At 44.5% G+C, this 26,543-nt stretch carries 27 protein-coding genes and 1 tRNA gene; 1 reads left to right on the forward strand and 27 read right to left on the reverse strand.

All coding sequences use genetic code 11. The annotated features are described in order from the left end of the window. Positions 1 to 29: 29 nt before the first annotated feature. The 7 genes from gpmI to QYG89_RS07090 form a co-directional block, all read right to left on the reverse strand. Entirely contained in the window at positions 30 to 1,565 is a 1,536-nt protein-coding gene (gene gpmI / locus QYG89_RS07060) for a 2,3-bisphosphoglycerate-independent phosphoglycerate mutase (protein ID WP_404316008.1), read from the reverse strand. Further along, the gene (gene tpiA / locus QYG89_RS07065) at positions 1,558 to 2,319 is read right to left on the reverse strand and encodes a triose-phosphate isomerase (RefSeq protein WP_404316206.1); all 762 of its coding nucleotides are present in this window, start codon (positions 2,317 to 2,319) and stop codon (positions 1,558 to 1,560) included. The genes gpmI and tpiA overlap by 8 nt, the downstream gene beginning before the upstream one ends. A 34-nt stretch (positions 2,320 to 2,353) precedes the next feature. Beyond that, on the reverse strand, positions 2,354 to 3,538 hold the full coding sequence (locus QYG89_RS07070) for a phosphoglycerate kinase (RefSeq protein WP_404316010.1): 1,185 nt from the start codon (positions 3,536 to 3,538) through the stop codon (positions 2,354 to 2,356). 166 nt (positions 3,539 to 3,704) lie between these two features. Then, positions 3,705 to 4,712 (reverse strand): type I glyceraldehyde-3-phosphate dehydrogenase, encoded by a 1,008-nt coding sequence (gene gap, locus QYG89_RS07075; RefSeq protein WP_404316012.1) that lies wholly within the window; start codon positions 4,710 to 4,712, stop codon positions 3,705 to 3,707. Positions 4,713 to 5,044: 332 nt separating this feature from the next. Then, a complete protein-coding gene (locus QYG89_RS07080) occupies positions 5,045 to 5,281 on the reverse strand; it encodes a glutaredoxin family protein (protein ID WP_404316014.1) in 237 nt (78 codons plus the stop codon). A 17-nt stretch (positions 5,282 to 5,298) separates the two neighbouring features. Next, complete coding sequence (rpoN, locus tag QYG89_RS07085; RefSeq protein WP_404316207.1) at positions 5,299 to 6,636, reverse strand: RNA polymerase factor sigma-54; 1,338 nt, start codon at positions 6,634 to 6,636, stop codon at positions 5,299 to 5,301. Positions 6,637 to 7,233: 597 nt separating this feature from the next. Further along, positions 7,234 to 7,305, reverse strand: a tRNA-Arg gene (locus QYG89_RS07090). A gap of 260 nt (positions 7,306 to 7,565) precedes the next feature. Here QYG89_RS07090 and clpP point away from each other — a divergent pair. Then, positions 7,566 to 8,165, forward strand: a complete 600-nt coding sequence (gene clpP, locus QYG89_RS07095) for an ATP-dependent Clp endopeptidase proteolytic subunit ClpP (protein ID WP_404316016.1) — start codon at positions 7,566 to 7,568, stop codon at positions 8,163 to 8,165. A gap of 133 nt (positions 8,166 to 8,298) precedes the next feature. Here clpP and QYG89_RS07100 read toward each other — a convergent pair whose 3' ends face one another. From QYG89_RS07100 to hprK, 20 genes are all read right to left on the reverse strand, one after another. Continuing rightward, positions 8,299 to 8,562: an HPr family phosphocarrier protein gene (locus tag QYG89_RS07100; RefSeq protein ID WP_404316018.1), complete on the reverse strand. Its 264-nt coding sequence runs from the start codon at positions 8,560 to 8,562 to the stop codon at positions 8,299 to 8,301. Positions 8,563 to 8,666: 104 nt separating this feature from the next. Continuing rightward, positions 8,667 to 9,614, reverse strand: a complete 948-nt coding sequence (whiA, locus tag QYG89_RS07105) for a DNA-binding protein WhiA (protein ID WP_404316020.1) — start codon at positions 9,612 to 9,614, stop codon at positions 8,667 to 8,669. A 19-nt stretch (positions 9,615 to 9,633) separates the two neighbouring features. After that, positions 9,634 to 10,596: a gluconeogenesis factor YvcK family protein gene (locus QYG89_RS07110; RefSeq protein WP_404316022.1), complete on the reverse strand. Its 963-nt coding sequence runs from the start codon at positions 10,594 to 10,596 to the stop codon at positions 9,634 to 9,636. Beyond that, positions 10,593 to 11,486, reverse strand: a complete 894-nt coding sequence (rapZ, locus tag QYG89_RS07115) for an RNase adapter RapZ (protein WP_404316024.1) — start codon at positions 11,484 to 11,486, stop codon at positions 10,593 to 10,595. The genes QYG89_RS07110 and rapZ overlap by 4 nt, the downstream gene beginning before the upstream one ends. A gap of 180 nt (positions 11,487 to 11,666) precedes the next feature. Then, positions 11,667 to 12,125, reverse strand: a complete 459-nt coding sequence (locus tag QYG89_RS07120) for an NUDIX hydrolase (RefSeq protein ID WP_404316208.1) — start codon at positions 12,123 to 12,125, stop codon at positions 11,667 to 11,669. A gap of 604 nt (positions 12,126 to 12,729) precedes the next feature. Next, positions 12,730 to 13,668 carry a thioredoxin-disulfide reductase gene (gene trxB / locus QYG89_RS07125; protein WP_404316209.1) on the reverse strand — a complete coding sequence of 313 codons (939 nt, stop codon included), beginning with the start codon at positions 13,666 to 13,668 and terminating at the stop codon, positions 12,730 to 12,732. Positions 13,669 to 13,783: 115 nt separating this feature from the next. Continuing rightward, positions 13,784 to 15,295 carry a tetratricopeptide repeat protein gene (locus QYG89_RS07130; RefSeq protein WP_404316026.1) on the reverse strand — a complete coding sequence of 504 codons (1,512 nt, stop codon included), beginning with the start codon at positions 15,293 to 15,295 and terminating at the stop codon, positions 13,784 to 13,786. A gap of 223 nt (positions 15,296 to 15,518) precedes the next feature. Further along, a complete protein-coding gene (gene hisIE / locus QYG89_RS07135) occupies positions 15,519 to 16,148 on the reverse strand; it encodes a bifunctional phosphoribosyl-AMP cyclohydrolase/phosphoribosyl-ATP diphosphatase HisIE (protein WP_404316212.1) in 630 nt (209 codons plus the stop codon). 2 nt (positions 16,149 to 16,150) lie between these two features. Further along, on the reverse strand, positions 16,151 to 16,909 hold the full coding sequence (gene hisF, locus QYG89_RS07140) for an imidazole glycerol phosphate synthase subunit HisF (protein WP_404316028.1): 759 nt from the start codon (positions 16,907 to 16,909) through the stop codon (positions 16,151 to 16,153). Then, positions 16,909 to 17,640, reverse strand: coding sequence for a 1-(5-phosphoribosyl)-5-[(5-phosphoribosylamino)methylideneamino]imidazole-4-carboxamide isomerase (gene hisA / locus QYG89_RS07145; RefSeq protein WP_404316030.1), 732 nt, complete (start codon positions 17,638 to 17,640; stop codon positions 16,909 to 16,911). The genes hisF and hisA overlap by 1 nt, the downstream gene beginning before the upstream one ends. Next, positions 17,637 to 18,269: an imidazole glycerol phosphate synthase subunit HisH gene (gene hisH, locus QYG89_RS07150; RefSeq protein WP_404316032.1), complete on the reverse strand. Its 633-nt coding sequence runs from the start codon at positions 18,267 to 18,269 to the stop codon at positions 17,637 to 17,639. The genes hisA and hisH overlap by 4 nt, the downstream gene beginning before the upstream one ends. Further along, positions 18,269 to 18,859: an imidazoleglycerol-phosphate dehydratase HisB gene (gene hisB, locus QYG89_RS07155; protein ID WP_404316034.1), complete on the reverse strand. Its 591-nt coding sequence runs from the start codon at positions 18,857 to 18,859 to the stop codon at positions 18,269 to 18,271. The genes hisH and hisB overlap by 1 nt, the downstream gene beginning before the upstream one ends. Positions 18,860 to 19,011: 152 nt before the next feature. After that, positions 19,012 to 20,277, reverse strand: a complete 1,266-nt coding sequence (hisD, locus tag QYG89_RS07160) for a histidinol dehydrogenase (RefSeq protein WP_404316036.1) — start codon at positions 20,275 to 20,277, stop codon at positions 19,012 to 19,014. 6 nt (positions 20,278 to 20,283) lie between these two features. Further along, a complete protein-coding gene (gene hisG, locus QYG89_RS07165) occupies positions 20,284 to 20,919 on the reverse strand; it encodes an ATP phosphoribosyltransferase (protein ID WP_404316038.1) in 636 nt (211 codons plus the stop codon). Then, the gene (locus tag QYG89_RS07170) at positions 20,919 to 22,103 is read right to left on the reverse strand and encodes an ATP phosphoribosyltransferase regulatory subunit (RefSeq protein ID WP_404316040.1); all 1,185 of its coding nucleotides are present in this window, start codon (positions 22,101 to 22,103) and stop codon (positions 20,919 to 20,921) included. Before QYG89_RS07170 ends, hisG begins: the two co-directional genes overlap by 1 nt. A 396-nt stretch (positions 22,104 to 22,499) precedes the next feature. Then, entirely contained in the window at positions 22,500 to 22,982 is a 483-nt protein-coding gene (locus tag QYG89_RS07175) for an acyltransferase (protein ID WP_404316042.1), read from the reverse strand. Continuing rightward, a complete protein-coding gene (ppaX, locus tag QYG89_RS07180) occupies positions 22,979 to 23,635 on the reverse strand; it encodes a pyrophosphatase PpaX (RefSeq protein WP_404316044.1) in 657 nt (218 codons plus the stop codon). The genes QYG89_RS07175 and ppaX overlap by 4 nt, the downstream gene beginning before the upstream one ends. Then, positions 23,632 to 24,582, reverse strand: coding sequence for a nucleoside recognition domain-containing protein (locus tag QYG89_RS07185; RefSeq protein WP_404316046.1), 951 nt, complete (start codon positions 24,580 to 24,582; stop codon positions 23,632 to 23,634). The genes ppaX and QYG89_RS07185 overlap by 4 nt, the downstream gene beginning before the upstream one ends. Before the next feature lie 18 nt (positions 24,583 to 24,600). Further along, entirely contained in the window at positions 24,601 to 25,422 is an 822-nt protein-coding gene (lgt, locus tag QYG89_RS07190) for a prolipoprotein diacylglyceryl transferase (protein WP_404316048.1), read from the reverse strand. A 31-nt stretch (positions 25,423 to 25,453) separates the two neighbouring features. Next, positions 25,454 to 26,389 carry an HPr(Ser) kinase/phosphatase gene (gene hprK / locus QYG89_RS07195; protein ID WP_404316050.1) on the reverse strand — a complete coding sequence of 312 codons (936 nt, stop codon included), beginning with the start codon at positions 26,387 to 26,389 and terminating at the stop codon, positions 25,454 to 25,456. Positions 26,390 to 26,543: the final 154 nt, after the last annotated feature.

Raw genomic sequence — 26,543 nt, forward strand, 5'->3', positions numbered from 1 at the left:
TCAATTCTCTCCTTTTTCTCATAAAAAGATTATTTATTTATTAAAGTTGTGCCGGTCATTTCAGTTGGTTTTTCGATGTTCAATAAATCAAGCATGGTTGGTGCTAAATCACCAAGAATGCCGCCTTCTCGTAAATCAATCCCCGGCTTTGTCACAATCACCGGCACCGGGTTCGTTGTATGAGCAGTCATCGGGTCGCCTTCGATTGTCACTACTTCATCAGCATTCCCATGATCTGCCGTAATGATCGCTGTGCCGCCTTTTGCAAGGATTAAATCGACGATGCGGCCTAAGCATTCATCTACCGTTTCTACTGCTTTAATCGTTGGCTGCAGAAGTCCGGAATGACCTACCATGTCAGGGTTGGCGAAATTTAAAATAATCGCATCCTGCTGGTCATTATTCACTTCATCCAACAGTGCCTCCGTTACTTCATACGCACTCATTTCTGGTTGTAAGTCATATGTGGCTACTTTTGGAGAATTAATTAAAATACGTTTTTCCCCTGGAAATTCTCTTTCTCGTCCGCCGCTCATGAAAAAAGTGACATGCGGATATTTTTCTGTTTCCGCAATTCTCAGCTGATTTAAATGGTGAGCCGCTAATACTTCCCCAATCGTATTTGTCAAATCAATGTTGTCAAAAGCAATATCGCCGTTGACCGTCACGCTGTAAGGAGTCATGCAGACAAAGTGAAGGTTTTTAGGCATCTGACCGCCGCGGTCAAATCCTTCAAACTCCTCGTTCGTGAATACATTTGACAATTGAATGGCCCGGTCTGGACGGAAATTGAAAAAGATAATAGCGTCATCATCTTCTACTTTTGCCACAGGCTGACCGGCATCATCTGTCAATACAGCAGGAACAACAAATTCATCATGAATGCCATTTGAATACGACTCGTCTACTACTTCCAGCGGATCTTTAAAGAACGGAGCTTCATTGTAAACGATCGCACGATATGTTTTCTCTACCCGCTCCCAGCGTTTGTCACGGTCCATCGCATAATAGCGGCCGGAAATCGTAGCAAATTGACCGCTTCCATACTCTTTCATCTTGGCAAGCGTGTCTTGAATGTAGCCTTTAGCTGTCTGCGGGCCAACGTCACGGCCATCCAAAAAGGCATGTACATATACTTTTTCCAAACCTTCTTGAGCAGCAAGCTTTAATAAAGCAAATAAATGATTCTGGTGACTATGTACACCGCCATCAGACAATAATCCGAACAAATGAAGAGCCGATCCATGCTGTTTCGCATGATGAATTGCTTTTAGAAATGCTTCGTTTTCGAAAAACCCGCCTTCACGAACGGCAATGTTAATTCGTGTTAAGCTTTGATACACAACACGGCCGGCACCAATATTCAAATGGCCGACTTCAGAATTCCCCATCTGTCCTTCCGGAAGGCCGACCGCTTCGCCGGATGCTGTTAATGTTGTGTGAGGAAACTGCTCCCAGTACCTGTCAAAGTTTGGCTTATTTGCCTGCGCTACCGCGTTTCCTTCCTGTTCAGCGCGGCAGGCAAAGCCATCTAGAATAATAAGCGCAACAGGTGATTTACCCATGATTTACTGCCTCCAATAACTGTAGAAAAGAAGCGGATTCAAGGCTTGCTCCGCCAACAAGCGCACCGTCAATATCAGGCTGCTCCATATATTCACCGATGTTGTTCGGCTTGACGCTGCCGCCATATTGGATACGCACGCTGTCAGCTGCTTCCTGCGAAAATTGCTCCGCAACCGTTTGACGAATACGGGCGCACACTTCATTCGCATCTGATGCGGTAGAAGACTTTCCAGTACCAATCGCCCAAATCGGTTCGTAGGCGATGACTATTTTTCCAACTTGTTCCTCCGTCAGCCCTTCAAGCGCTTTTTCAATCTGACCGGCAACAAAGCTGTCCGTTTCGCCATTTTCGCGCTGCTTTAGCGTTTCCCCGCAGCATACGATCGGAATTAATCCATGTACAAAGGCAGCGTGTACTTTTTTATTAACGGTTTCGTCCGTTTCATTAAACATTTCGCGGCGTTCAGAATGACCGATAATCACATATTGAACACCAATATCATGCAGAGCTTTGGGGCTGATTTCCCCGGTAAATGCCCCGCTGTCTTTAAAATGCATCGTTTGCGCACCAATCTTCACATCAGAACCTTCTACTGTTTGAACGAGCTGCTCTAAAAATAAAGCAGGTGAACAGATCACACTGTCTACTACTCCAGCGTCAGGCACAAGGCTTTTCACTTCTTCCGCAAAGCTTTTTGCTTCTGATGAGGTTTTGTGCATTTTCCAGTTGCCCGCGATAATGGGCTTGCGCATCATGCTTCATCCTTCCCCACGTTTTGCGTCGATTTTATTTGTCGTTTAAAGCAACAATACCTGGAAGCTGTTTGCCTTCCATAAATTCAAGGGAAGCGCCGCCTCCTGTTGAAATATGGCTCATTTTATCAGCTAAGCTGAACTTTTCGACCGCCGCAGCAGAATCACCGCCGCCGATGACAGAATAGGCGCCTTCCGCTTCAGCTAGAGCAACAGCTACTGCCTTTGTTCCTTCAGCAAACTTGTCCATTTCAAATACACCCATCGGTCCATTCCAAATAACAAGCTTAGACTTCTGGATCGCCTCTTTGTACAGCTCACTCGTTTTTGGACCGATATCAAGCGCCATCCAATCCGATGGAATTTGATCAATATCTACAATTTTCGCTTCAGCATTTGCAGAAAATTCATTTGCCACAACCGCATCAATCGGCATTAAGAAGTTTACGCCTTTTTCCTCGGCTTTTTTCATAAACTGCTGAGCTAATTCAATTTTATCTTCTTCAAGCAGTGACTTTCCAATTTCATATCCTTTTGCTTTGACGAATGTGAAAGCGAGACCGCCGCCAATAATTAAATTGTCCACTTTATCAAGCAAATGATCAATCACATCAATTTTATCTTTCACTTTCGCCCCGCCAATAATAGCCGTGAACGGACGCTCCGGATCAGCTAACGCTTTGCCAAGTACGTCTAGCTCCTTTTCCATTAGGAAACCAGCTGCAGCGGGCAAATGACGGGCAACTCCTTCTGTTGAAGCATGAGCACGGTGAGCAGCTCCGAATGCATCGTTGACGTAGAGGTCAGCAAGCGCCGCAAATTGTTTCGCTAACTCTTCGTCATTTTTCTCTTCTCCTGGATAAAAACGAACATTTTCAAGAAGCAGCACATCACCATCTTGCATGGCGTCGACTTTTTGCTGAACAGTCTCACCGAAGGCTTCATCCGTTTTTTCCACTTTTTTATCCAGAAGCTGTGATAAGCGGGCTGCTACAGGTGTTAAGCGCAGCTCTTCTTTCACTTCACCCTTTGGGCGGCCAAGGTGACTCGCTAAAATGACTTTGGCGCCTTGATTAGACAAATATTGAATAGTTGGCAGCGCAGCCCGGATTCGTGTATCATCTGTTACTTCGCCGTCTTTCATCGGCACATTAAAGTCGACACGGCAAAACACGCGCCTTCCTTTCACATCCAAATCCTTCATCGTCTTTTTATTCATATAAAAAGGCCTCCCTTGCTAAAAAGAAAACTAAATAAAAAGGAGGGGGATCCTTTTCCCCGCTCCCCTTTCATCCCATTTACATTATAGATGGTGGGTTACTATTTTCCAACAAAGATATTAAAAAATATAACACATTTTTGTATTAGTATCACATTATTTATCATTAAAAGCCTTTTTTGGCAATGTAATCAATAAGATCAATGATTCTGTTAGAATAGCCCGCTTCATTGTCATACCAAGACAGTACTTTTACCATTCGGCCTTCCAACACCATCGTAGACAATCCATCGATCGTAGAAGAAGCACCACTGCCATTGTAATCTATTGAAACGAGCGGTTTTTCATTATAAGCAAGGATACCTGTCAATACGCCTTCTGCTGCTTCTTTTAATGCAGCATTCACCTCTTCCGCTGTCGTGCTCCTTTTCAGTTCAGCTACTAAATCAACGACAGACACATTAGGAGTCGGCACACGTATAGCCATACCGTTCAATTTCCCCTTTAATTCAGGCAGAACGAGGGAAACGGCTTTAGCTGCCCCCGTTGTCGTCGGAATCATATTTTCCGCTGCAGCTCGGGCCCGGCGATAGTCTTTATGAGGAAAATCTAGAGTTTTTTGGTCATTCGTATAAGAATGAATCGTCGTCATCATGCCGCGCACAATGCCAAACTTATCATTCAAGACTTTTGCCAGTGGCGCTAAGCAGTTCGTCGTACAGGAAGCATTGGAAATGATGTGATGATTATGCGGGTCATATTTTTCATGATTGACACCCATCACGATCGTAATGTCTTCCTCCTTAGCCGGAGCAGAAATGACTACCTTTTTTGCTCCGGCTTCTAAATGTTTCACTGCGTGTTCACGCTGTGTGAAACGGCCGGTTGATTCAACGACGACCTCTACGCCCAACTCCTCCCATGGAAGAAGGGTAGGATCGCGTTCTGCTGTTATTTTTACTTTTTTCCCGCCAACGACAATGTATTCGCCGTCTACTATTACGTCCTCATCCAATACACCGTGAACCGTATCATATTTTAGAAGATGGGCGAGCATTTCGGTATCTGTTAAATCATTTACTGCTATTACTTCTATGTTCGGATACTTCAGAGCTTCACGAAAGACGACACGTCCGATACGTCCAAATCCGTTAATTCCAACTTTTACTGTCATCCCAATCGCTCCTCCTTCATGTTCCAAAGATTATTGCAGTAAACATCTTCCTTTCATCTTTCACTTACGATTTGTTCGGCTGCTGCTTCATTCTTCAATGAGAAGGGCTGCTTTTCATGAACAGAGCAAATAGAAACGACTCGCCTTCCGCATCCCCTTCAGCAACAGCAAGGAGCAGGCCCAAATCCAAAGGATCAGCCCCTTAGGAGTCGTCCCCATTTTGTCCCTCTTTACAAAATATGTTCCCACATAAAAAAAAATAATCCCTGTCTTCACACGAAGTGCAGCAGGGACAAAAACAGCTTGCAATGAATCGGACGTCTAAGAATCATCTAAGCTTCCAGTTTGCTCTTAACGGTTGGATAGTCCACTATTCCAAATTGAATAATCTCTCCATCCACTTCAATCACTGGAATCATTAGCGCATATTTCTCAGTCCATTCATCACTTTCGTCAATATTCCTTTCATGAAGACAAAACGGTGTATCTTCCTGAACGAGCTCTAAAACAGCCTTCGCTTCTATACAGAGCGAACACTGTGCCCGCGTATAAAAATAAACGTTTTTCACTTATGGTTCCTCTATTCTCAGTCATATCGTTTTCTTTTCGAGGAAGACGGAATAAAAAGCTGATCCCGATACTTAGCGACCGTTCTTCTTGACACCTTCCATCCTTCTTTTTCCAGCAAATTACTAATCTCTTGATCAGAGAGCGGCTTTTTCTTATCTTCCTCATTCACAAGCTCTGTTAATTTCGCTTTCACTTGGGCAGCGGAAGCCGTTTCTTCTGTGCCGTGTCCCCCTCCAGACAAACCAGCCGGGAAGAAAGTTTTTAGTTCATACGTCCCGTAAGGTGTCTGCATATATTTCCCCCGTACAGCTCGGCTGACGGTCGATTCGTGAATCTCCAGTTCATCAGCAATCTCTTTCATCGTGAGAGGCTGCATACGGCTCGGTCCGCAGAAGAAAAAGTCTTTTTGCTTTTCTACGATTTTCAAACCGACACGTTGAATTGTCCTTTTGCGCTGCTCCAAACTTTTCAGCAGCCATAGATAATCTTTATGTTTATCTTTCATAAACTCTTTTAATTGTTCATCTTTATGTTCAGCTAACTCATTAAAATATTCTTTTTGAAAAACAATTTTCGGCATCTCGTCTTCCAGCAGGTGCACCTCAATGGAATCATCTTTTAAGGTGACCGTCAAATCCGGCCGAACATATGTCGGCTGTTCATAATGAAAACGGGCTCCTGGCTTCGGATTCAGCTTTTGGATAAAATCAGCTGCTTCCTGAATTTCTTTTATCTGGACATTTAATTTCTTCGCAACCGACCGCCAGTTCTTTTCAGCAAATGCAATGAAATGGTCTTGAATAATGACTGGAACGAGCGCCGGCACCCCTTTCATTCGTTCAAGCTGTAAAAGCAGACAATCTTGCAAATTCATAGCCCCGACACCGGCAGGCTCTAAATCCCGAATCATCCCAAGGATCTTGGCCGCCTCTTCCTCTTGACAGCGGCACATGCTTGCTGCTTCTTCCACCGTAATCGACATATAGCCGTTCTCATCCATATTATATAATAAAAAATCGAGTATTCTCTTTTGATCAGAGCTCATTGGAATCAACGAAAGTTGCATTCTTAAATAGTCTGTTAATGTCTGGGAGTGATCAGCCAAATGCTCCACCCAGTTTTTATCGTCTTTCTTTTCTAATTTCCCTTTACGTGTTCCTGCCTTCTCCTTCAGCTGAAGCGCTTTCATTTCAGACGTATCAAGCTGAATAAATGGGTTCTCCATCGTCTTTGATTCTAAAAATTCCACTAACTCTTGGGCAGAGTATTGCAGCAAAGCAATTGCCTGTGTTAACTCTTGTGTCATTGCAAGCTTCATTGTCTGCTGCTGCCAAAGGCCCGGCTTCAAATGCATATTCAAATTTCTCTCCCCCTCCCTATTCTATTATACAACAGGAAAGAAATTTGAGAATGAAAATTTACAATTTTTCAACCTCCCCGCAAATAAAGGAGGAGCCTTATAAATAATATATCAAAAAAAAGACTGACTATAAGAAGTCAGTCCCGACTGCAAAAGACCAGTCCCATGTGACGCAAGGTGCTGCCTCACGTCTTATATATAGTATGAAAATGTAAAGAATAGTGTTCCTGCAGTTTTTTGTGGGTAACGTGCGTGTTATACAAATCGCTTACCCGCCAATTACATAAACACCTTAAATTGGCACGCAAATTAATTGATATCCCTTTGCTTGGCTCTTTAAACTTGTCCGTTGATTTCCGTTCAGGAGCTTCGCTTTCCCCGCAGGAGTCCTCGCGTCTTTCAATACAATCAAATCGGTGAAAAATCATCGTGTAAACTTTATCAAAAAAGTAAGAAAGTCTCCCTATACTACTTGTAAGCAGTCATTTAGTATCATACTTGGCGTGATTCGCGGTTAATTTTTTTGCACAAAAAAACAGTGTTTCTACGAATAAACATTCATAAAAACACTGTCATATCAACACTTCATGACGCCCTCGGCAGGAATCGAACCCACATCTTAAGAACCGGAATCTCACGTGCTATCCGTTGCACCACGAGGGCTTAATCAGTACATTTCAAAATTATAAAGGAAGAACAGAGAAAAAGCAATAGTGATATTTAAAAAATGCAAATGAAAACATTTTGTTCGGGTGTTTAGCAGGAGTTTTACTGGGTATAATAGAATTCTATCGTAGAAGAATCTTTTTCCATCTAGGTATTATAAGTCGTATTATTTGACCTTCATTGACCATCATTGTATGATACTACTACATAATTTTTCCCGCATGAGCAATTATTTCATTCTTTAAGGAGGAGAAAAAATGAATTTAATCCCTACAGTTATTGAACAAACAAATCGTGGAGAACGTGCTTATGACATTTATTCACGTTTATTAAAAGACCGCATTATTATGCTTGGCAGTGGAATTGATGACAACGTAGCTAACTCCATTGTGTCTCAGCTGCTTTTCCTTGAAGCGGAAAACCCTGAAAAGGACATTTCTATTTACATTAATAGTCCAGGAGGAAGCATTACTGCAGGTATGGCCATTTATGACACGATCCAATTCATTAAGCCAGATGTACAGACGATCTGTATCGGTATGGCTGCTTCCATGGGTGCTTTCTTGCTGGCATCCGGTACGAAAGGCAAACGCTATGCCCTTCCAAACAGTGAAGTCATGATTCATCAGCCGCTGGGAGGAGCACAAGGACAAGCAACGGAAATTGAAATTGCTGCGAAACGTATTCTTTTCCTTCGTGATAAATTGAACCAAATTCTTGCTGACCGCACAGGCCAGCCGCTTGAAGTCATCGCTAGAGATACAGACCGCGATAACTTTATGACAGCTGAACGCGCTCTTGAATACGGTTTGATCGACAAAATCTTAACTCGAAATGAACTGCCAGAGAAAAAATAAAGAAACATGAAAAGAAGAGGCCTTAAAGCAAGGTCTCTTCTTTTTGATTTGGCTATGTGAATAACTATTGTTGATTGAAGTGAGCGCCCCAGCGGAAATCAACAGGCACGTCTAACAAAGCCTTTAATTGATATTAGTAATTTTCTTCTTTTTCAATAAAATCAACAAGTGCTTCCAGTGCTTCTTCTTCATCACGGCCGTCAATAGACAGTGTGACGGTACACCCCCGGTTAATCGCTAAGCTCATGATACCCATAATGCTTTTCGCGTTAACTTTCTTCCCCTCTTTCTCAAGGTGAATTTCTGAAGCAAAGCGATTTGCCTCCTGAACAAACAACGCGGCCGGACGTGCTTGCAGCCCCGTCTTCAGTTGAACTTTGGTTGTTTTTTCAATCATCCTTTTCTCCTCTTTTCTTATTTATTGGCTATGTGAATGACTATTATCGCTCGGAACAGAAAGCAATCGCCCCAGCGGAAATCAACAGGCTAGTTTAACAAAGCCTATTTATTAATCGGTTCATTCGCCCGGATTTTCTCAGCTATTTCATCTATTTTACGAAGGCGGTGATTAATACCTGACTTACTAATTGCCGAACCTGACACCATTTCCCCAAGCTCTTTAAGCGTAACGTCTTGATGAGCCACACGCAGTTCGGCAATTTCACGCAATTTCGCTGGCAGCACCTCTAAGCCGACTGATGACTCGATCAGCCGAATATTTTCCACTTGGCGCACAGCCGCACCGATCGTCTTATTTAAATTTGCCGTTTCACAGTTGACGAGGCGGTTAACAGAATTGCGCATATCACGGACGATGCGAACATCTTCGAAGCGAAGCAATGCATTATGAGCTCCTATAATATTTAAAAACTCGGTGATTTTTTCAGCTTCTTTTAAATAGGTGATAAATCCTTTCTTCCGTTCCAACGTTTTACTGTTCAAGTCAAAGAGATTCATTAATTCACATAAGGCATCATTGTGCTCCTTATAAAGTGAGAAAATCTCCAAATGGTAAGAAGACGTTTCCGGATTATTCACAGATCCCCCCGCTAAAAAAGCGCCGCGTAAATATGATCGGCGGCAGCACTTTTTCTCGATCAAGACCGGTGAGATGTTGTGAACGAACGAAAATGACCCCTCTATAATAGCCAGGTCTTCGAGAATATCCCGCGCTTTTTCTTTTAGGCGGACGATGTACACATTGTTTTTTTTCAGCCTCATTTTCTTACGGACGAGCAGTTCTACTTCTACTTCATAGTTTTTCTTCAACAGCACATAAATCCTTCTAGCAATCGCTGCATTTTCTGTCTGAATATTGACGACTAAAAGACGATTAGAGAAAGAGAGAGAGCCATTCATCCGAATAAGAGCTGAAAGTTCCGCTCTCGCACAGCAATCTTTCACTTCAAGCGTTGTCAGTTCTTTTTTCGTTTCAGAAGCAAATGACAAGGATGCCACCCTCTTCCATTTATTTTTTATCTTGAATGAGCCCAACAAGAATTTCAGCCACTTTGTTGGTATCGTGACGGACCATCCCATCTTCACGAATCACGATTTCGTCAAAAATAACGTTAAGTCCAAGTGATTTCAACAAATCCACATCATAAACAACCGGTTTAGCCATTTCTTCTTTATATTTTTCTTGAATATGCTCCGGAATCAAATCATCATTCACTAAAATCGTATCTATAAACGCACAGGACATATGATCATAAATCGCCTTCACATGATCGCTTGCTGTGAAATCAAGCGTTTCGCCAGCCTGTGTCATTAAGTTACAAATGTATACTTTCTTTGCCGCTGAACGGCACACTTCTTCTCCGATTTGCGGCACGAGCAGGTTTGGCAAAATACTCGTATATAAACTGCCGGGACCGACGATAATTAAATCAGCTTCTCTAATCGCTCGAATCGTTTCAGGAAGCGGCTTGATGTTTTCAGGCGATAGAAATACCCGTTTAATTCTTTTTCCTGAATACGGGATTTTAGACTCACCTGAGACAACCGTCCCGTCTTCCATTTCTGCATGAAGCACGACGCTTTGATTCGCTGCCGGCAGCACTTTTCCACGCACATTTAACACTTTACTCATTTCTTGCACAGCGTGAACGAAGTCACCGGTAATCGAGGTTAATGCCGCAATCATTAAGTTGCCGAGAGAATGCCCGGACAGTTCATTTTTCGTGCTGAACCGATGCTGGAACAGCGTTTCTACAAGCGGTTCAACGTCCGACAAAGCCGCCAGTACATTGCGTATATCTCCCGGAGGAGGAATATTCAATTCATCCCGCAAACGTCCTGAACTGCCGCCATCATCAGCAACAGTCACAATCGCCGTTAAATCAATTGGGTGCTTTTTTAAGCCGCGCAGAAGAACAGACAATCCGGTGCCGCCACCGATAATAACAACTTTGCGTCCTTTTTTCTTCATGTCGCTTGAACCGTTTTCTTGTGAATATCCCGATGCGTAATGCGCGTCTGATAATCACTGGCAAAGTAGCTGCCAATGTATTCTGCTAAAGCGACAGAACGATGCTGTCCCCCTGTGCAGCCAATGGCGATCACGAGCTGTGACTTGCCTTCCATTTTATAGTGCGGCAGCATAAATGAAAGCAAATCAAGCACTTTTTCAAGAAATTTCTGCGTGTCATTCCATTTCATTACATAGCTTGATACATCAGCCTCAAGCCCTGTGCGCGGACGCAAATGGTCGATGTAATGCGGGTTTGGTAAAAAACGAACGTCGAATACGAGATCTGCATCGATCGGCAGGCCATGTTTAAAACCGAAAGACATGACATTCACTGTAAAAACGGCTTTTTTATCAGGGGAAAATTCCCCTAAAATCTTCTCGCGCAATTCTTTTGGCTTCATATTAGATGTATTATAAATGATATGTGCCCGTCCCTTTAAATCTTCCAGAAGTCCACGCTCCTGCCGAATGCCGTCAAGCGGGAGTCCTGTTGGTGAAAGCGGATGGGAGCGCCTTGTCTCTTTATAACGGCGGACAAGCACAGAATCTTCTGCATCCAAAAACAATAATTTAGGAGTCACAGAAGCCATCTCAGCCGCTTCGTCCAGCGACTGAAACAAATAATCAAAAAACTCCCGGCCGCGCATATCCATGACGACTGCTACTTTATTCATTTGATTGCCTGAATCCTTCATCAGTTCCAAAAACTTCGGAAGCAAAGTCGGCGGCAAATTATCGACGCAATAAAAACCAAGATCTTCAAAGCTTTGAATGGCTACTGTTTTCCCGGCGCCAGACATGCCGGTAATAATCACTAACTGCATATCATTCCCCGCATGATTGCTCATTCCCATTCCCCTTTCCTTTTTGGAGGTCATTAAACAGGAGCTGTCCCACAAAAAACCAACCTCTCCGGGCATTCTTCTAGATAACCGTTCCTTATTCATTGCAGAACGAGATATCGGGTGAGAGGGGCAACATCTTGTATTCGAGACAGCTCTTGCTTTTATGCTCCCTGCTTATTTTTCTCAATTCGGGTCAAGCCGATAAGAAAGCAGCTTAAAATCAGGCGTGTATGTAAAAGCGCCATAAATCGTACCTGTTCCATGGATCATATACTCTAATATGTGACGGTCCCCTTCCGCCATCGGCAATTCTTTGATTTTCTCGACAGGATGCCAGTCGAGCTGACCTTCCTCACATTCTTTCACTGATACACCGTCGCTTTCCTCAGCGAAAAAAGTGAACATCATCCACTCGGAAATAATATCGTCTCCATCTTTAATAATAAATGTAAAAATGCCTTTCACAGTAGGCCGGCGCAAATAAATACCTGTTTCTTCCCTATACTCCCTGATCACCGCATCCCGAATAGATTCTCCGGGCTCCATTTTCCCGCCCGGAGCAACCCACCAATTGCGGCGGGGTTTTTGCAGAAGCAACACTTTATCATCTTTTAACAACAAACAATTCGTTACACGCTGCACATTTTTCACCTCCGGACGGACACCGAAATCAAAAGATCTCAGATCATTCGCCTGTTCTATCATTCTTACCATTATACTATGTTCTTTCCACCGATCTCAATGCCATACTAAGAAAAGCAGAAGTGGCTTGCTTACCCCCGACAAGCACTAGACGAATCTCATGGAAAGGTCGTTCTTTTCCTTTCCCGGAGATTTGGCTTGTGACCTCGAGGGGGTAGCCGCTGGAGCTGGACAATAAGAAAAGCAGAGCGGCTTGCTCACCCTTCATTAGATATGAACACAAAAAAAGGCTGTTCCTGCGGTGATGATTTACACAGCTCGTTTTAGCCGCGGCAATCACACCGATCATCGGAACAACCTCAACAAAAGGGATATAATCAAACATAGAAGGGGTATAGCTTCAGGCTGTTGACAAACGCTCGCTTTCTTCGTTGTCCGCCTGTCTGCGGTGCTCATCCATGACCCTGTTGGCCATTACGCTCCCCACCAGGCTTCGCACCTCGAAAGACAAGGGTTTTCAATCAGCTTGATAGTGTCTACAATGTAGCATATATTTATTTCAACTTCATTACGAGCCAATTAACATACTGTTAAACTTATGTTCTTACATGAATTTTTCTTTTAATTCTTCCACATAGCTTTGAGCCGCTTGAGCAGCAATGCTTCCATCCCCAGTAGCAGTAACAATTTGACGAAGTGTTTTCTCCCGTACATCGCCAGCAGCAAAAATGCCTGGTACGCTCGTTTCCATTTGGTCATTCGTGACAATGTAACCCGCTTCATTTGTAATGCCTAGGTTCAAGAATGGCTTTGTTAACGGCACCATGCCTACGTAAATGAACACGCCGTCAATAGGAATTTCCCGCTCTTCGCCGTTCTCTGTAGAAACGAGCGTCACACTGCCCACTTTCCCGTCTTTTTCATTAATTTCCTTTACTGTAGAATTCCAGATAAAGTCAACTTTTTCATTCTTAAATGCGCGGTCTTGTAGAATTTTTTGAGCACGTAGTTCATCGCGGCGATGAATAATCGTCACATTTTTCGCAAAGCGCGTTAAATACGTTCCCTCTTCAACAGCCGAGTCTCCGCCGCCGATGACAACAAGATCCTTCTCTTTAAAGAAAGCGCCGTCACACACTGCACAATAAGACACACCGCGGCCGGTTAATTCCTTTTCTCCCGCCACACCAAGTTTTTTCCATTCTGCACCAGTAGTAATAATGACAGAACGAGCTTTAAAATCTTTCGTGCCTGCTTTAATGGTTTTATATTCTTCACCATCAATGATTTCTTTAATGTCGCCGTATGCATATTCAGCGCCAAATTTTTTCGCATGATCAAACATTTTTGTTGATAGTTCCGGGCCAAGGATATGATCATATCCCGGGTAGTTCTCTACCTCTTCTGTGTTCGCCATTTGCCCGCCCGGTACACCTCGCTCGATCATTAACGTAGAAAGATTGGCACGTGATGTATAAACAGCAGCTGTCATCCCTGCTGGTCCTGCTCCAATAATAATGACATCATAAATTTTGTCTTCCACTGTCAAAACAAGCCACTCCTTTTCTTCTATAAGTGTATCGATATCCTAAATCGTATAGTTTATTCTTCTCTTTCATCCTAATCAATTCATGGTTTTCCGTCTATTTTTCTGCTCACTACAGCCGGTCGCGAACATGCTTGATATACTTTTGCAGTGTAGAAGAAGAGAGACCATATTTTTCTGCAAGGTTTGCCTGGGATTCTTTTTGTCCGCGAAGTTTACACCACATATATTCTGTTGCCGCCGCAAAAGCTTGGCTGTTTTTCAAACGTGTCTGTTCCTCAGCCAACTCACTGAAAACAGCAAACCAGAGCAGAAATACCCCTGCTTCTTCTGTGCCGATCGGCTGAAATCTTTTATAAAGTACACAAGCCGTTTCATGGGCAAGGCGGATATACGCTTCTTCTTTCAGCTTTGCCTCCACCGGCATGCCAAGAATATCAGCCAAATAAATTTTCTCCCGAAAGGCTAGTGTTTCAATGTCGCAAAAGTCCGGATGGCTCATCACTTGTTTATGATCCTCTGTCACAGAAAGCAGAAAAATACCAAAGAGACGCTCTTCTTCGTGTTCGCTGTTCATTCGTCTGACGATCGAAGACGGTTGATGTTCATGACCAAGGTGTTCTGCCTTTCCCTCTGCCCATGGCTCCTGTCCAGCTTTTTCTGGACTAATTTTCAGCACGTATTTCCAAACAGCCTCCGCTGTTTCCCGGCGGCCGCAAAAATAAGCGGAATGCGACAGCCAGTAGTAAAAAGAAGGCTCGCCCTGGAAGCCGGTTTTATACAGCTTTTTCAGCCATCGGTACGCATCTTCATACTGACCGATTAAAGCAAATGTTGCTCCCAGTTTAAATTGCTGCTCAGGCAGAAGCGGATACATCTTGCGCAGCAAATTCACTAATTCCCTTAACAGACTGTACTGCTTTTCATAAAATAAAAAGACGGCCAAATTACATAGAGCATGTAAATTTCCAGGATTCCTTTCCAACACACTCTCTAGTACACCATGCGCTTTTTGCACGTGACCGAGATAAAAGTGCGCAAGGGCAAGATTATTATGAGCAGACCAAAAATCAGGATATTTTTCGATGATTTCTTCGAGACGTTCAACCGCTTTTTCAAAGCTTCCCACTTCAAGTAAATAACGAGCCTCTTCCTGCATCGAAATTAATTCATCCTGTTCATACAGCTCATCCAACTCGTCTTCGCTGTCAAGCGCAATCAAATCAAGCAAGTCTTCCGCATCTTCCCGAAACTCACCTGTCTCATCCTGCTCTAAATATGCCTGTGCATGCTTAAATGCTTCTCTGAATAAACCTAAATGAGCGTAATTGTTCGCTAAAAAATAATGGCATTCACTAATGAGCGGATCTAAGTCATCCAGCACAAAATGAAGCAAGCCATTGGACTGTTCAAAATTGCCAAGCTCCGTTTCTACGACTGCCAGCTGACAGGCGATCATCGGTTCGAGCGGCTCCAAATCCATCGCGCGCGACAAATACTTTTTCGCTTTCGGCAGTTCTCTTTTTCGCAGCGCTTTTAATCCTTTTGTATAGTAATACTCACCTGTTGGCAAAAAGGAGACAATCTTCCCTTTTTCTTTCCATGGCTTTGAGTTTTTTATCATGAAAGTCCTCCGAGCATTGTTAATTAACTTATTGAGTATACCACAGGTGACAGCGGCTCGTTAATAGAGTTCAGATGAAGAAGCGAAAATAAAAGCACAGAGGAGAAAGTTCTGTGCTTCATTTAACAGTTCAAGCATGTTGTCCACTTTATATTGCCTGCGTTAGAAAAAGAACTGCCTGAAAGCCGTATGTTCAATGACTTTCTAGACAGTTCCTATCATGCTAGTTTCCTTTTTCCTCATGGCGCTTAGCAAGTACTCCAAGTACATCAGCAAGCGCGACTTTTTGTTCACGAAGAAGCACGAGCAAATGGTAAAGCAAATCGGCCGCTTCCCATTGTAATTCGTCTTTGTCCCGATTTTTGGCTGCAATAATGACTTCAGCTGCTTCCTCGCCGACTTTCTTCAAAATTTTATCGACGCCTTTATCAAATAAATAGGTTGTATATGCTCCTTCAGGCCGGGTTTGTTCCCGATCGGCAATGACCTCCTCCAGCTTGTGAAGGATCGTGTATGGCAGCTCTGTCGATTGTTCCTCGTATAAAGAATGCTCAAAACAGCTTGTCGTGCCGCGGTGGCAGGCTGGTCCTTCTGGCTTCACCAGCACGACGAGGGCATCTTGGTCACAGTCATATTTGATATTCATCACTTTTTGCGTATGACCGCTCGTTTCACCTTTATGCCAAAGCTCCTGGCGGGAACGGCTGAAAAACCACGTTTCTCCGCTTTCGATTGTCCGCTGCAGCGATTCTTTATTCATATAAGCAAGCGTTAATACTTCATATGTAGACCCATCCTGCACAATGGCAGGCACAAGCCCTTTTTCATCAAATTGAATCTCTTCTATTGTTATGCTCATCTCATATTCACTCCCTGAGCTTTTAAAAAGTTTTTCACTTCATTTACGCTCGTTTCTTTATAGTGAAAGATCGAAGCTGCCAGTGCTGCATCTGCTTGTCCCTCTTTAAATACTTCCAAAAAGTGATTCGCCTCTCCTGCGCCGCCGGAAGCAATAACCGGTACGGTGACCGCCTCACTGACTGCTTTCGTCAATGCAAGATCAAAACCACGCTTTTCTCCATCTCTGTCCATGCTTGTTAATAAAATTTCTCCTGCGCCCCGCTTGACCGCTTCCTGCGCCCAGTCAATCACTTCCCGCTCTGTCGCACGGCGGCCGCCGTGCGTATACACTCGCCATGAGCCGAGTGTTTCATCCCATTTGGCATCAATGGCAATGACAATGCATTGCGTACCGAAGTAGTCAGCGCCTATCGTGATCAGCTCCGGATGAAGTAAAGCCGCTGTATTGAGTGATACTTTATCCGCACCCGCGCGCAAAATACGTTTCATATCCTCTAAAGAGTTAATCCCTCCCCCTACGGTAAATGGAATAGCGAGCTGTGAGGCAACATCCTGCACGACTTCCACCATTGTTTTCCGGCCTTCATGAGAAGCGGAAATGTCGAGGAATACGAGTTCATCTGCTCCTTGCTCATCGTACACTTTGGCAAGTTCAACTGGATCACCGGCATCGCGCAGTTCAACAAATTGAATGCCCTTTACGACGCGTCCTTCTTTGACATCGAGGCACGGGATAATTCGTTTCGTCACCATTAATTGCCCGCCTCCTTCAACGCCTCTCGAACAGTGAACTGGCCGGTATAAATCGCCTTTCCGACGATTGCTCCGCTGACACCCTCTTGTTCATAACGCTTAATTTCCTTCAAATCAGCAAGCGAGCTGACACCGCCAGAAGCAATGACGCTTTTCCCAGTCACCCGAGCAAGCTCGGCTACTGCCTCAGTATTCGGCCCGGAAAGCATCCCATCTGTGGCAATATCAGTAAAAATAAACGTTTCTGCTCCAGCCGCCGCAAGTTCTTTCCCGAGATCTACAGCTTTTAATGAAGAAGTTTCAAGCCAGCCGTGTGTGGCAACAAATCCATCTTTCGCATCAAGACCAATGGCAATTTTATCTCCAAACTTGCCGAGCCATTGTTTGACAAGCTCGGTCTCTGAAACGGCGAGACTGCCGATAATCACTCGGTCCACCCCATTGTCGAGATAATGGCGGATATCTTCCTCTGAGCGAATGCCGCCGCCAATTTGCACGTTCGCCCCAAGTTTTTGCGCCGCTTCAATCACAAAGCCGTCATTGATTCGTTTCCCGTCTTTTGCCCCATCTAAATCAACCATATGAATCCATTTTGCCCCTTCTTCGACGAAGGATTTAGCCATCTCAAAAGGTGAATCCCCGTAAATGGTTTCTTGATTATAATCTCCCTGCTTGAGCCGGACACACTTGCCTCCCCGCATGTCAATGGCCGGGTAAATGGTAAAACTCATAAAATCTCCTCCGATTGCTCCATTGCTTTTGTAAAATTCGTTAACAGCTGCATACCGACCGCGCCGCTTTTTTCTGGATGGAACTGCATGCCGAATACGTTATTTTTGCCGACGACAGCGGGAATTCCAACACCATAAACCGTGCTCGCAAGCAGCGACTCCTCATCCATTTCCGTTACGTAATAAGAATGGACAAAATAAACATATCCTTCTTCTGCTCCATCAAGCACAGGCGACTCCTTATGAAAAGAGAGCGCGTTCCAGCCCATGTGAGGAACTTTCATTTTGCCGTCTGCTCCCGCCGGAATGCGTGTAACACGCCCTTTTAATAAACCGAGCCCTTCCGTCCGGCCGTTTTCTTCACTTTCCTGAAACAGAAGCTGCATCCCTAAGCAAATACCGAGAAGCGGGCGGCCGCTTTCAGCATATGTATAAAGAAAATCGTCCAGCTTTTTCTCTTTCAATAGAGCCATCGCATCTCTAAAAGAACCAACCCCCGGCAAAATTAAACCTTTTGTTTCATTGAGTTCTTCTGGCGATTCACTGATCACATACGGAATGCCAAGTCTCTCGAGTGCTTTGCTGACACTGAAAAGATTGCCCATCCCATAATCTACGATGCCGATCATTATAACATTCCTTTCGTTGACGGCACGCCTTTAACACGCGGGTCGATCATAGTCGCTTCATCAAGTGCCCGGGCAAGTGCTTTAAAGACAGCTTCAATCATATGGTGTGTATTGTTGCCATAGTGGACAATCACATGCAAATTCATCCGTGCTTCTAAAGCAAGCTTCCATAGAAACTCATGGACAAGTTCTGTATCGAACGTGCCGACCTTTTGCGCTGGAAACTGAGCACGCATCTCAAAATGCGGACGATTGCTTAAATCAACGACGACCTGTGCAAGCGTGTCGTCCATCGGAACGAATGAATTACCGTAACGCTTAATGCCCTTTTTGTCACCAAGTGCTTCTTTTAAAGCGAGTCCAAGGCAAATTCCGATATCTTCTGTCGTATGATGATCATCAATTTCCACATCGCCGTCTGCTTTGACCGTCAAATCAAACTGACCATGCTTTGTAAATAAATCAAGCATATGATCCATAAACGGTACACCCGTTCCAATGTCTGCTTTTCCTTCGCCATCGACCGAAAAAGCAAGCTGGATTTTCGTTTCATTCGTATTGCGGTTTAACTCTGATGTCCGGTTACTCAACCTATCCAACTCCCATCTGTCAATCAAAAATTTCTTCTACTGTTCAGTGCTCTATGCTTGTCGCCCTAGAACAGTCGGCTACGCTTTTCTTATTGGCCAGCTGCGCCTCCTTGGGGCTCGAGGTCATATGCTTGTCGCCCCAGAACAGTCGGCTATGCTTTTCTTATTTCTACTGCCCGCGCGTGGGCTTCTAATCCTTCGAGGCGGGCGAAAGCAGCGATTTTTTTGAAATTCTCGTTAAATGATTGTTCACTATAAATAATCAAGCTTGATTTTTTCATAAAATCATCGACATTCAGCGGGGAAGAAAAGCGGGCTGTTCCATTTGTCGGCAGCACATGGTTCGGCCCGGCAAAATAATCACCGATCGGCTCCGAGCTGAAACGCCCAACAAATATAGCACCTGCATGTCGAATGTCTTTCACAACATCCATCGCGTTCTCGGTCATCACTTCTAAATGTTCCGGCGCCAGCCCATTCACTACGTCTATTGCTTCCTTCATATCTTTTGTGACGTAAATAGCACCATAATTTTCAATAGATTCTCTAGCAATACTTGCTCGAGGCAGATCGTTCAGCTGACTTTCCACTTCTTTCGCCGTTTCTTCTGCAAGCTTCTGTGAAGGTGTAACAAGTACGCTGCTTGCACGTGTATCATGCTCCGCCTGTGACAGCAAATCAGCAGCAATTTCTGCCGGTCTTGCACTGTCATCAGCAAGAACGACAATTTCACTTGGCCCGGCAATCATATCAATGTCCACCGTGCCAAATACTTCGCGTTTCGCCAATGCTACAAATATATTGCCCGGTCCAGTAATTTTATCGACCGGCTCAATCGATTCTGTTCCATAAGCGAGTGCGGCAATCGCCTGGGCGCCGCCGACTTTATAAATTTCCTGAACACCGCAAATTTTAGCTGCCACTAAGACTCCTGCAGGCAGGCATCCATCTGCTCCTGGCGGTGAAGTCATCACAATCCGCTTGACCCCCGCCACTTTAGCAGGCAATACGTTCATCAAAACCGAAGATGGATACGCAGCCGTTCCTCCTGGCACATATACACCAACGGAATCAAGCGGCGTCATTTTCTGGCCAAGGATCGTGCCGCTGCTATCCGTATATGTCCACGTTTCCCGCAATTGTTTTTCGTGAAAAGTGTAGATGTTATCTGCCGCTTGTCTGATCACCTCTATCATCTCTTCTGGAAACTCATTGTATGCTTCCTCTATTTCCAGCTCCGTTACCTTTAAGTGATCCAATTGAGCTTTGTCAAACTGCTTCGTATACGCCAATAAAGCAGCGTCGCCATCAGAACGAACCCCCTGAATAATGTTACGAACAGCCATACGCTGTTCATCCGTACCGCTATCGACAGACCGTTTCAATGATAATTCTGCTGCAACGCTTTGAATCTTCATTTCTCCTCACACTGCCTTTTCTGCAATAATGTCCGACAACCGATCGACAAGCTGGCTAATTTCTTTATCTTTTAAGCGATAGCTGGCCGGATTGACAATTAATCGGGAAGTCACGCTGACAATCGTTTCATATTCAACAAGTCCGTTTTCCTTTAACGTCCGGCCTGTGGATACAATATCCACAATTCGATCAGCAAGTCCAATTAATGGAGCGAGTTCAATCGATCCGTTCAATTCAATAATTTCCACTTGCTCACCTTGCCCGCGAAAATAAGAAGAGGCGATATTTGGATATTTCGTCGCCACTTTCGGTGCCACTTCATCAACGGAAGTGTTCGGGAGCCCGGCAACAGCCAGGTAGCAAGGGCTAATTTTCAAGTCAATCAATTCATACACCGCGCGTTCTTCTTCAAGCAGCACATCTTTTCCGGCAATTCCAAGGTCGGCTACACCATATTCTACATACGTAGCAACATCCATCGGTTTTGCTAAAAAGAAACGTAAATTTTCTTCAGGCACTTCAATAATGAGCTTGCGGGACTCATCAAGATCTGGAGGCAGCCGGTAGCCCGCTTCTCGAAGCAGGGCAGCCGCTTCCTCAAAAATCCGTCCTTTCGGCATTGCAATTGTTAACATTGACATTAAAACTCCCTTCCTCCTGCTGCTTTTCCAACGAAGAATGACACGCTTTTACACGTCTCAGTAAAGCGGTCTACATCTTCAACTCCAGCAACATCCTGCAGCAGAACCGCTTCCCCTGCTTCACGCCGTTTGTTCGCTTCTTGAATCGCCTCTAAGCGGCGATCACTGCTAAATAAAATGCAGTGTACTTTCTCTTCTTCTGCCAGCTGTTCCAATGCACCAAGGAGAACATCTACCCGGAGACCGAAACCCGTCGCACTAGCCGGCCGGCCAAACTTTTCAAGCAGATGATCATAACGGCCTCCGTTTCCTGCTGGAGTTCCCGCCCCATCGACATACACTTCAAATACTAATCCCGTATAGTAGCTCATATGACTGACAAGCGGCAAATCAAATTGTATGTAATCTGCCACACCGTATTCCTGCAGTCTTCCATATACGCTGCGAAGTTCCTCAACTGCCTCGCTTCCAGCTCCATCTTCAATTAAATCGGCTGCTTCTTCAAGGCATTCAGGCGCTCCTGATAACTCAAGAAAACGAAGAAGTCTCTGTTGATCGATAGAAGAAAGCGGCAGGCTTTTCACGTGTTCACGGTAGCCGACGTAATTTTTTTCGTATAAAAAGCGGCGTAAATATTCGGTCCGCTCTTCTGTGCCAAGTATTTGTGTGAACAACTCATCTATAAAACGAATGTGGCCAAGTGAAATTTGGAAACGTTCAATTCCCGCTTTCTTCAAAACAGATACAAGCAGTGCAACGAGCTCTGCATCGGCGCTAATCGTCTGATCACCAATCATTTCTACACCAATCTGTTCAAATTCAGCCGCTCTTCCCCCTTCACGCTGCTGAGCCCGATACACATTTGTTGAATATGCAAGCCGCAAAGGCACTCGTTCCTTTAACAACTTCGACGCCGCCACACGCGCAATCGGCGTTGTCATGTCTGGACGAAGTACTAGCGTGTTCCCCTGCTGATCCAGCAATTTAAATAGCTGACGATCCAAAATAGCGGATGCTTCTCCTACCGTTTCATAGTATTCAAGAGCCGGTGTCTCAATAAAACGATATCCCCAGCTTCTCATTTCTTTTTCTGCTGCCTCTTTCAGCTTCCGTTTTGTTTCGTATATGTGCGGCAGCGTGTCGCGCATCCCGGCCGGTTTTTCAAACATTAACAGCTTCGACATGATTTATCACCCGATGATCCCTATATTTCACGCAACACACTTTAGTTCGCTAATGTGCTAACATGATGAAGTTATAAGTAGTTTAACGTTTCTGACAATTACAGTCAAGAGAGAATTTTGCTGTGATCAACAGCACCGAACAACGCTCTTTGCATGCCACAAATCAGCACAACCTGTATCTTCCCTTCATTACTATTTATAAGAAAGGCTATGTTCATAATTATTATTAATTTTTCCCTTTGTTGATTGGCGTGAGACTCCTGCAAAATCAACAGGGAAGTTGAACAAATCCTATAAAAAAGAGCCCGGCACCTCCCACGTCATCTATAGTATGAAGCATTCGACCATACTATATGTGAACGTATAATGGAGAACCGGGTCTCTAGTAGACAGCCTTTAATTCTTTGTTTTAATTTGCATTGGATTACCGCCGGCAAAGGCGCCGGGCGGGACGTCGCGATGAACGAGTGTGGCAGCAGAGACGATGGCACCGTCTCCAATCGTCACTCCAGGAAGAATCGTACTATTGGCCCCGATCATCACATTATCACCGATAATCACTTCACCAAGGCGGTACTCTTCGATCAAATATTCGTGAGCAAGAATGACAGTATTATAGCCGATAATGGTGTTGCGCCCGATCGAGATGAGTTCCGGAAACATAATATCTGGCACTACCTTGTAGGCGAGCGCTGTCTGTTCGCCAATTTTCATTCCGAGGAACGTACGATATAAACTGTTTTTTACTTTCATAAAAGGCGTAAAGCGGCCAATTTCGATGACCGCTGTATTTTTAAACGTTTTCCAAAATGAGACGGTTTTATAAATATTCCAGAGCGAATTCGCCCCTTCTGTTTTATACCGCTTCGTCTTTCTCACTTTTCCACTTTCCCAATTTGAAGAATATCCAGCAGATCGGGCATCGTCTCAAGCATATAATCCGGATGAAACGATTGTAAAAACTCTTTTCCTTTAACAGACCATGCTACACCAGCTGTTAATGTCCCAGCGTTTTTGCCGCCGTTAATATCGTGGAAGTTATCTCCAACCATAATCGCCTCTTCCGGCTTAGAGTCAAGTGCGGTTAATGCTTTTAGAAGCGGCTCCGGATGCGGTTTTGTGTGAGTCACATCATCCATAGCCACGATCACATCAAAAAATGGATATAAGTTCGTTAACTTTAATCCTTTAATGACCGTATCGCGCAATTTCGTAGAGACAATCGCCAGTTTAAAATTATTTTCCTTCAATGTGCGGATCGTTTCAAACACACCGTCAAACTCCGTCACAAGCGCATCATGATTTTGAAGATTAAACGCACGGTAGCGGGCGGTCATCTCTTCTACGCGCTCCTCATCAATGCTTGAAAACGTTTCAACTAGCGTTGGCCCCATAAATGGATAGACGTCTTCCCGCTTATATCTTTCAGGAAAATAGTGATTTAATGTGTGTAAAAAAGAAGAGATAATCAATTCATTCGTATTAATTAACGTTCCATCTAAATCGAATAACAATGTCGTTATTTTCGTCATGATAGTTTTGCTTCCTTTCCTTGTGTCATTTCAGCAGGCTTCCATATCGCTGATACAGCAAGCGTCAATAAAACCGCCGTAATCAGACGGATGAAAAATAATGTGACCAAAGGCAGACCCGTTATACCGAGCGGGACAAAAATCAACGTATCTTCAACGATGGCGTGACAGGCCACTAAAAAAATCATCGCAAGCGTGACGTCCCTGTAGCCGACTCCGTCTTCCTTCACTGCTTGAATCATGACAGCAGAGCCGAAAGCCAGACCAAACAACAAGCCCGAAGCAAGCGTCGTTGACGTGTTTTCTTTCATCCCGAGCATGCGGGTGATCGGTGACATCCACCGGGAAAAGACAGCGAGCCACTTTAAATCTTTTAAAATTTGAATAACGATCATGAGCGGAATCACGATTAAAGCAAGCTGAAAAATCCCATAACCCGCCTTCTCAAGACCGATGAGCCATATTTGCCCCCAGCCTTCAGGATCGGCCTGCAGCGGCGGTGCCATGCCATATTGTGCTGGAGCACTTCCACCACGCCAAACGAGGTTAATGACTATTGCTGAAACAATGGCCAACCCGAGTCTTACCGCAAGCACGACAGACAATCTCACACCGACACGGGTAGCCACACTCGACTCAAGAAACAAATTATGTGAAAAAGATAGCATAACAGCTAGAATAAATACTTCTTTCACCGTTAAATCGAGTGATAAAATAGCACCGATGGCGGCATATAAATTTAAAAAATTACCGAGCACGAGCGGAATAGATGCATCACCTGATAGTCCAAACAGCCGCATCACCGGGCTGATCGCCTCCATCAGCCACGGCAGCACAGGTGTATATTGCAGTAATGTCACAATGAGAGTAACCGGAAAAATAATTTTACCGAGTATCCACGTCGTTTTCAGCCCCGAAAGCAGCCCGTTTTTTAAGGTTTTCCCCATCGTTCTCCCCGCTTCCTTCTATGAGTTTTCATTCACTAGACTGTTATAAGGCAGCTGTGCCGCTTTTTGTTTGCGGCGAATGACCCAAATAACGATCGCACTCGCAAGAAGAACGAGTGAAATCACCTGGGCGATCCGCAGAGAATCCGTCAGCATCAAGCTGTCTGTCCGCAACCCCTCGATAAAGAAGCGGCCGATCGAATACCAAATAATATAGGATAAAAACAGTTCGCCCCGTTTCAAGTTCACTTTCCTCAAGCTTAGAAGCAAAAAGAAACCGATGAAGTCCCAAATGGATTCATATAAAAAAGTTGGGTGGTAATAGTGCCCGTCAATGTACATTTGATTAATAATAAATTGAGGCAAATGCAGTCCTTCTAAAAAAGAACGTGTCACTTCTCCCCCATGTGCTTCTTGATTCATAAAGTTGCCCCAGCGGCCGATCGCCTGCCCGAGAATAATGCTAGGCGCTGCTATATCAGCAAGCTTCCAAAAAGAAATGCGTTTCACTCTCGAAAAAACCACAGCCGTCAGCACTGCACCGATTAATGCTCCATGGATGGCAATCCCGCCATTCCAAATTTTAATAATATCTCCCGGATGCTGAGAGTAATATTCCCACTGAAATAAAACGTAATAAACACGCGCAGAAAGAATGGCAATTGGAATCGCCCAAATGAGTAAATCAGCGAATGTATCTTTCGCTAAACCGAGACGATCCCCTTCTTTCGCGGCTAAATAAAAACCAAGTGCAATCCCGAAGCCGATAATCAGACCATACCAGTGAACACGGAACGGTCCGAAAGCGATAGCAATCGGGTCGAGCGGATAACCTTCCATGCTTTTTCTCCTTTCTATCAGCCATTCTTCCTCACATAAGCCCGGAGTCGCGCTCACCAATAACGTTAGCTAATTTGTCTGTAAAGTCTTTCGCTGCGTTAATCCCGAGACGCTTCAGACGAAAATTCATCGCTGCCACTTCAATAATAACAGCAATGTTTCGTCCTGGCCGTACCGGGAGGGTAATTTTTGTAATTTCTGTATCAATGATTTTTAATTTGTCTTCTTCAATGCCAAGACGATCATACTGCTTTTTAGAGTCCCAAAGCTCGAGGTGAACGTTAAGAGTAATCCGCTTGGACCCCAGGATGGCTCCAGCACCGAACAATGTCATAATATTAATAATGCCAAGGCCTCGAATTTCCAGTAAATGCTCAATCAATTCCGGTGAGCTGCCAACGAGCACCTCATTGTCTTCCTGACGGATTTCTACACAATCATCAGCAACGAGACGATGCCCCCTTTTGACGAGATCGAGAGCCGCTTCACTTTTACCGACGCCGCTTTGACCAGTGATCAGCACACCTACTCCATAAATATCAACGAGCACGCCATGAACAGCTGTTGTCGGGGCCAGCATTTTTTCTAAATAATTCGTCAGCCTGCTTGAAAGCCTTGTTGTCGTCAATTTAGATCTCATGACAGGCACGGCCTGCCGTTCAGAAGCTTCAATTAATTCTTCCGGCACTTCTAATCCGCGGGAAATCACAATAGCCGGCGTTCGATCATCGCACAGCCGCTCCATTCTCTCCTGCTTTTCTTCCGGTTGAAGCTTTTCAAAGAACGTCAGCTCACTCATGCCAAGCAGCTGCACCCGCTCTTTCGGGTAATAATCAAAAAGGCCGGCAAGCTCGAGGCCCGGGCGGGAAAGATCACTCGTTATAATCGGACGATGAAGCCCGTCTTCACCGCTAATGAGTTCTAAGTCTAAGTTTTTCAGCAAGTCAGTTGTGCGTACTTTGACCACTTTTTCTCCTCCTCGTAAGGGCAATATACTTCTATTGTAACATTTTTATCACGCACAATTAAAATGAGGACTAGAATTTTTATCCCCCTATCAAAGAACTGCCTCCCCTCTCCTCCAAGCAATGTAAAGACAAGGCCATGTTAATGGCTGGCGT

Source organism: Bacillus lumedeiriae (assembly GCF_044891285.1).
Taxonomy (GTDB): domain Bacteria; phylum Bacillota; class Bacilli; order Bacillales; family Domibacillaceae; genus Pseudobacillus; species Pseudobacillus lumedeiriae.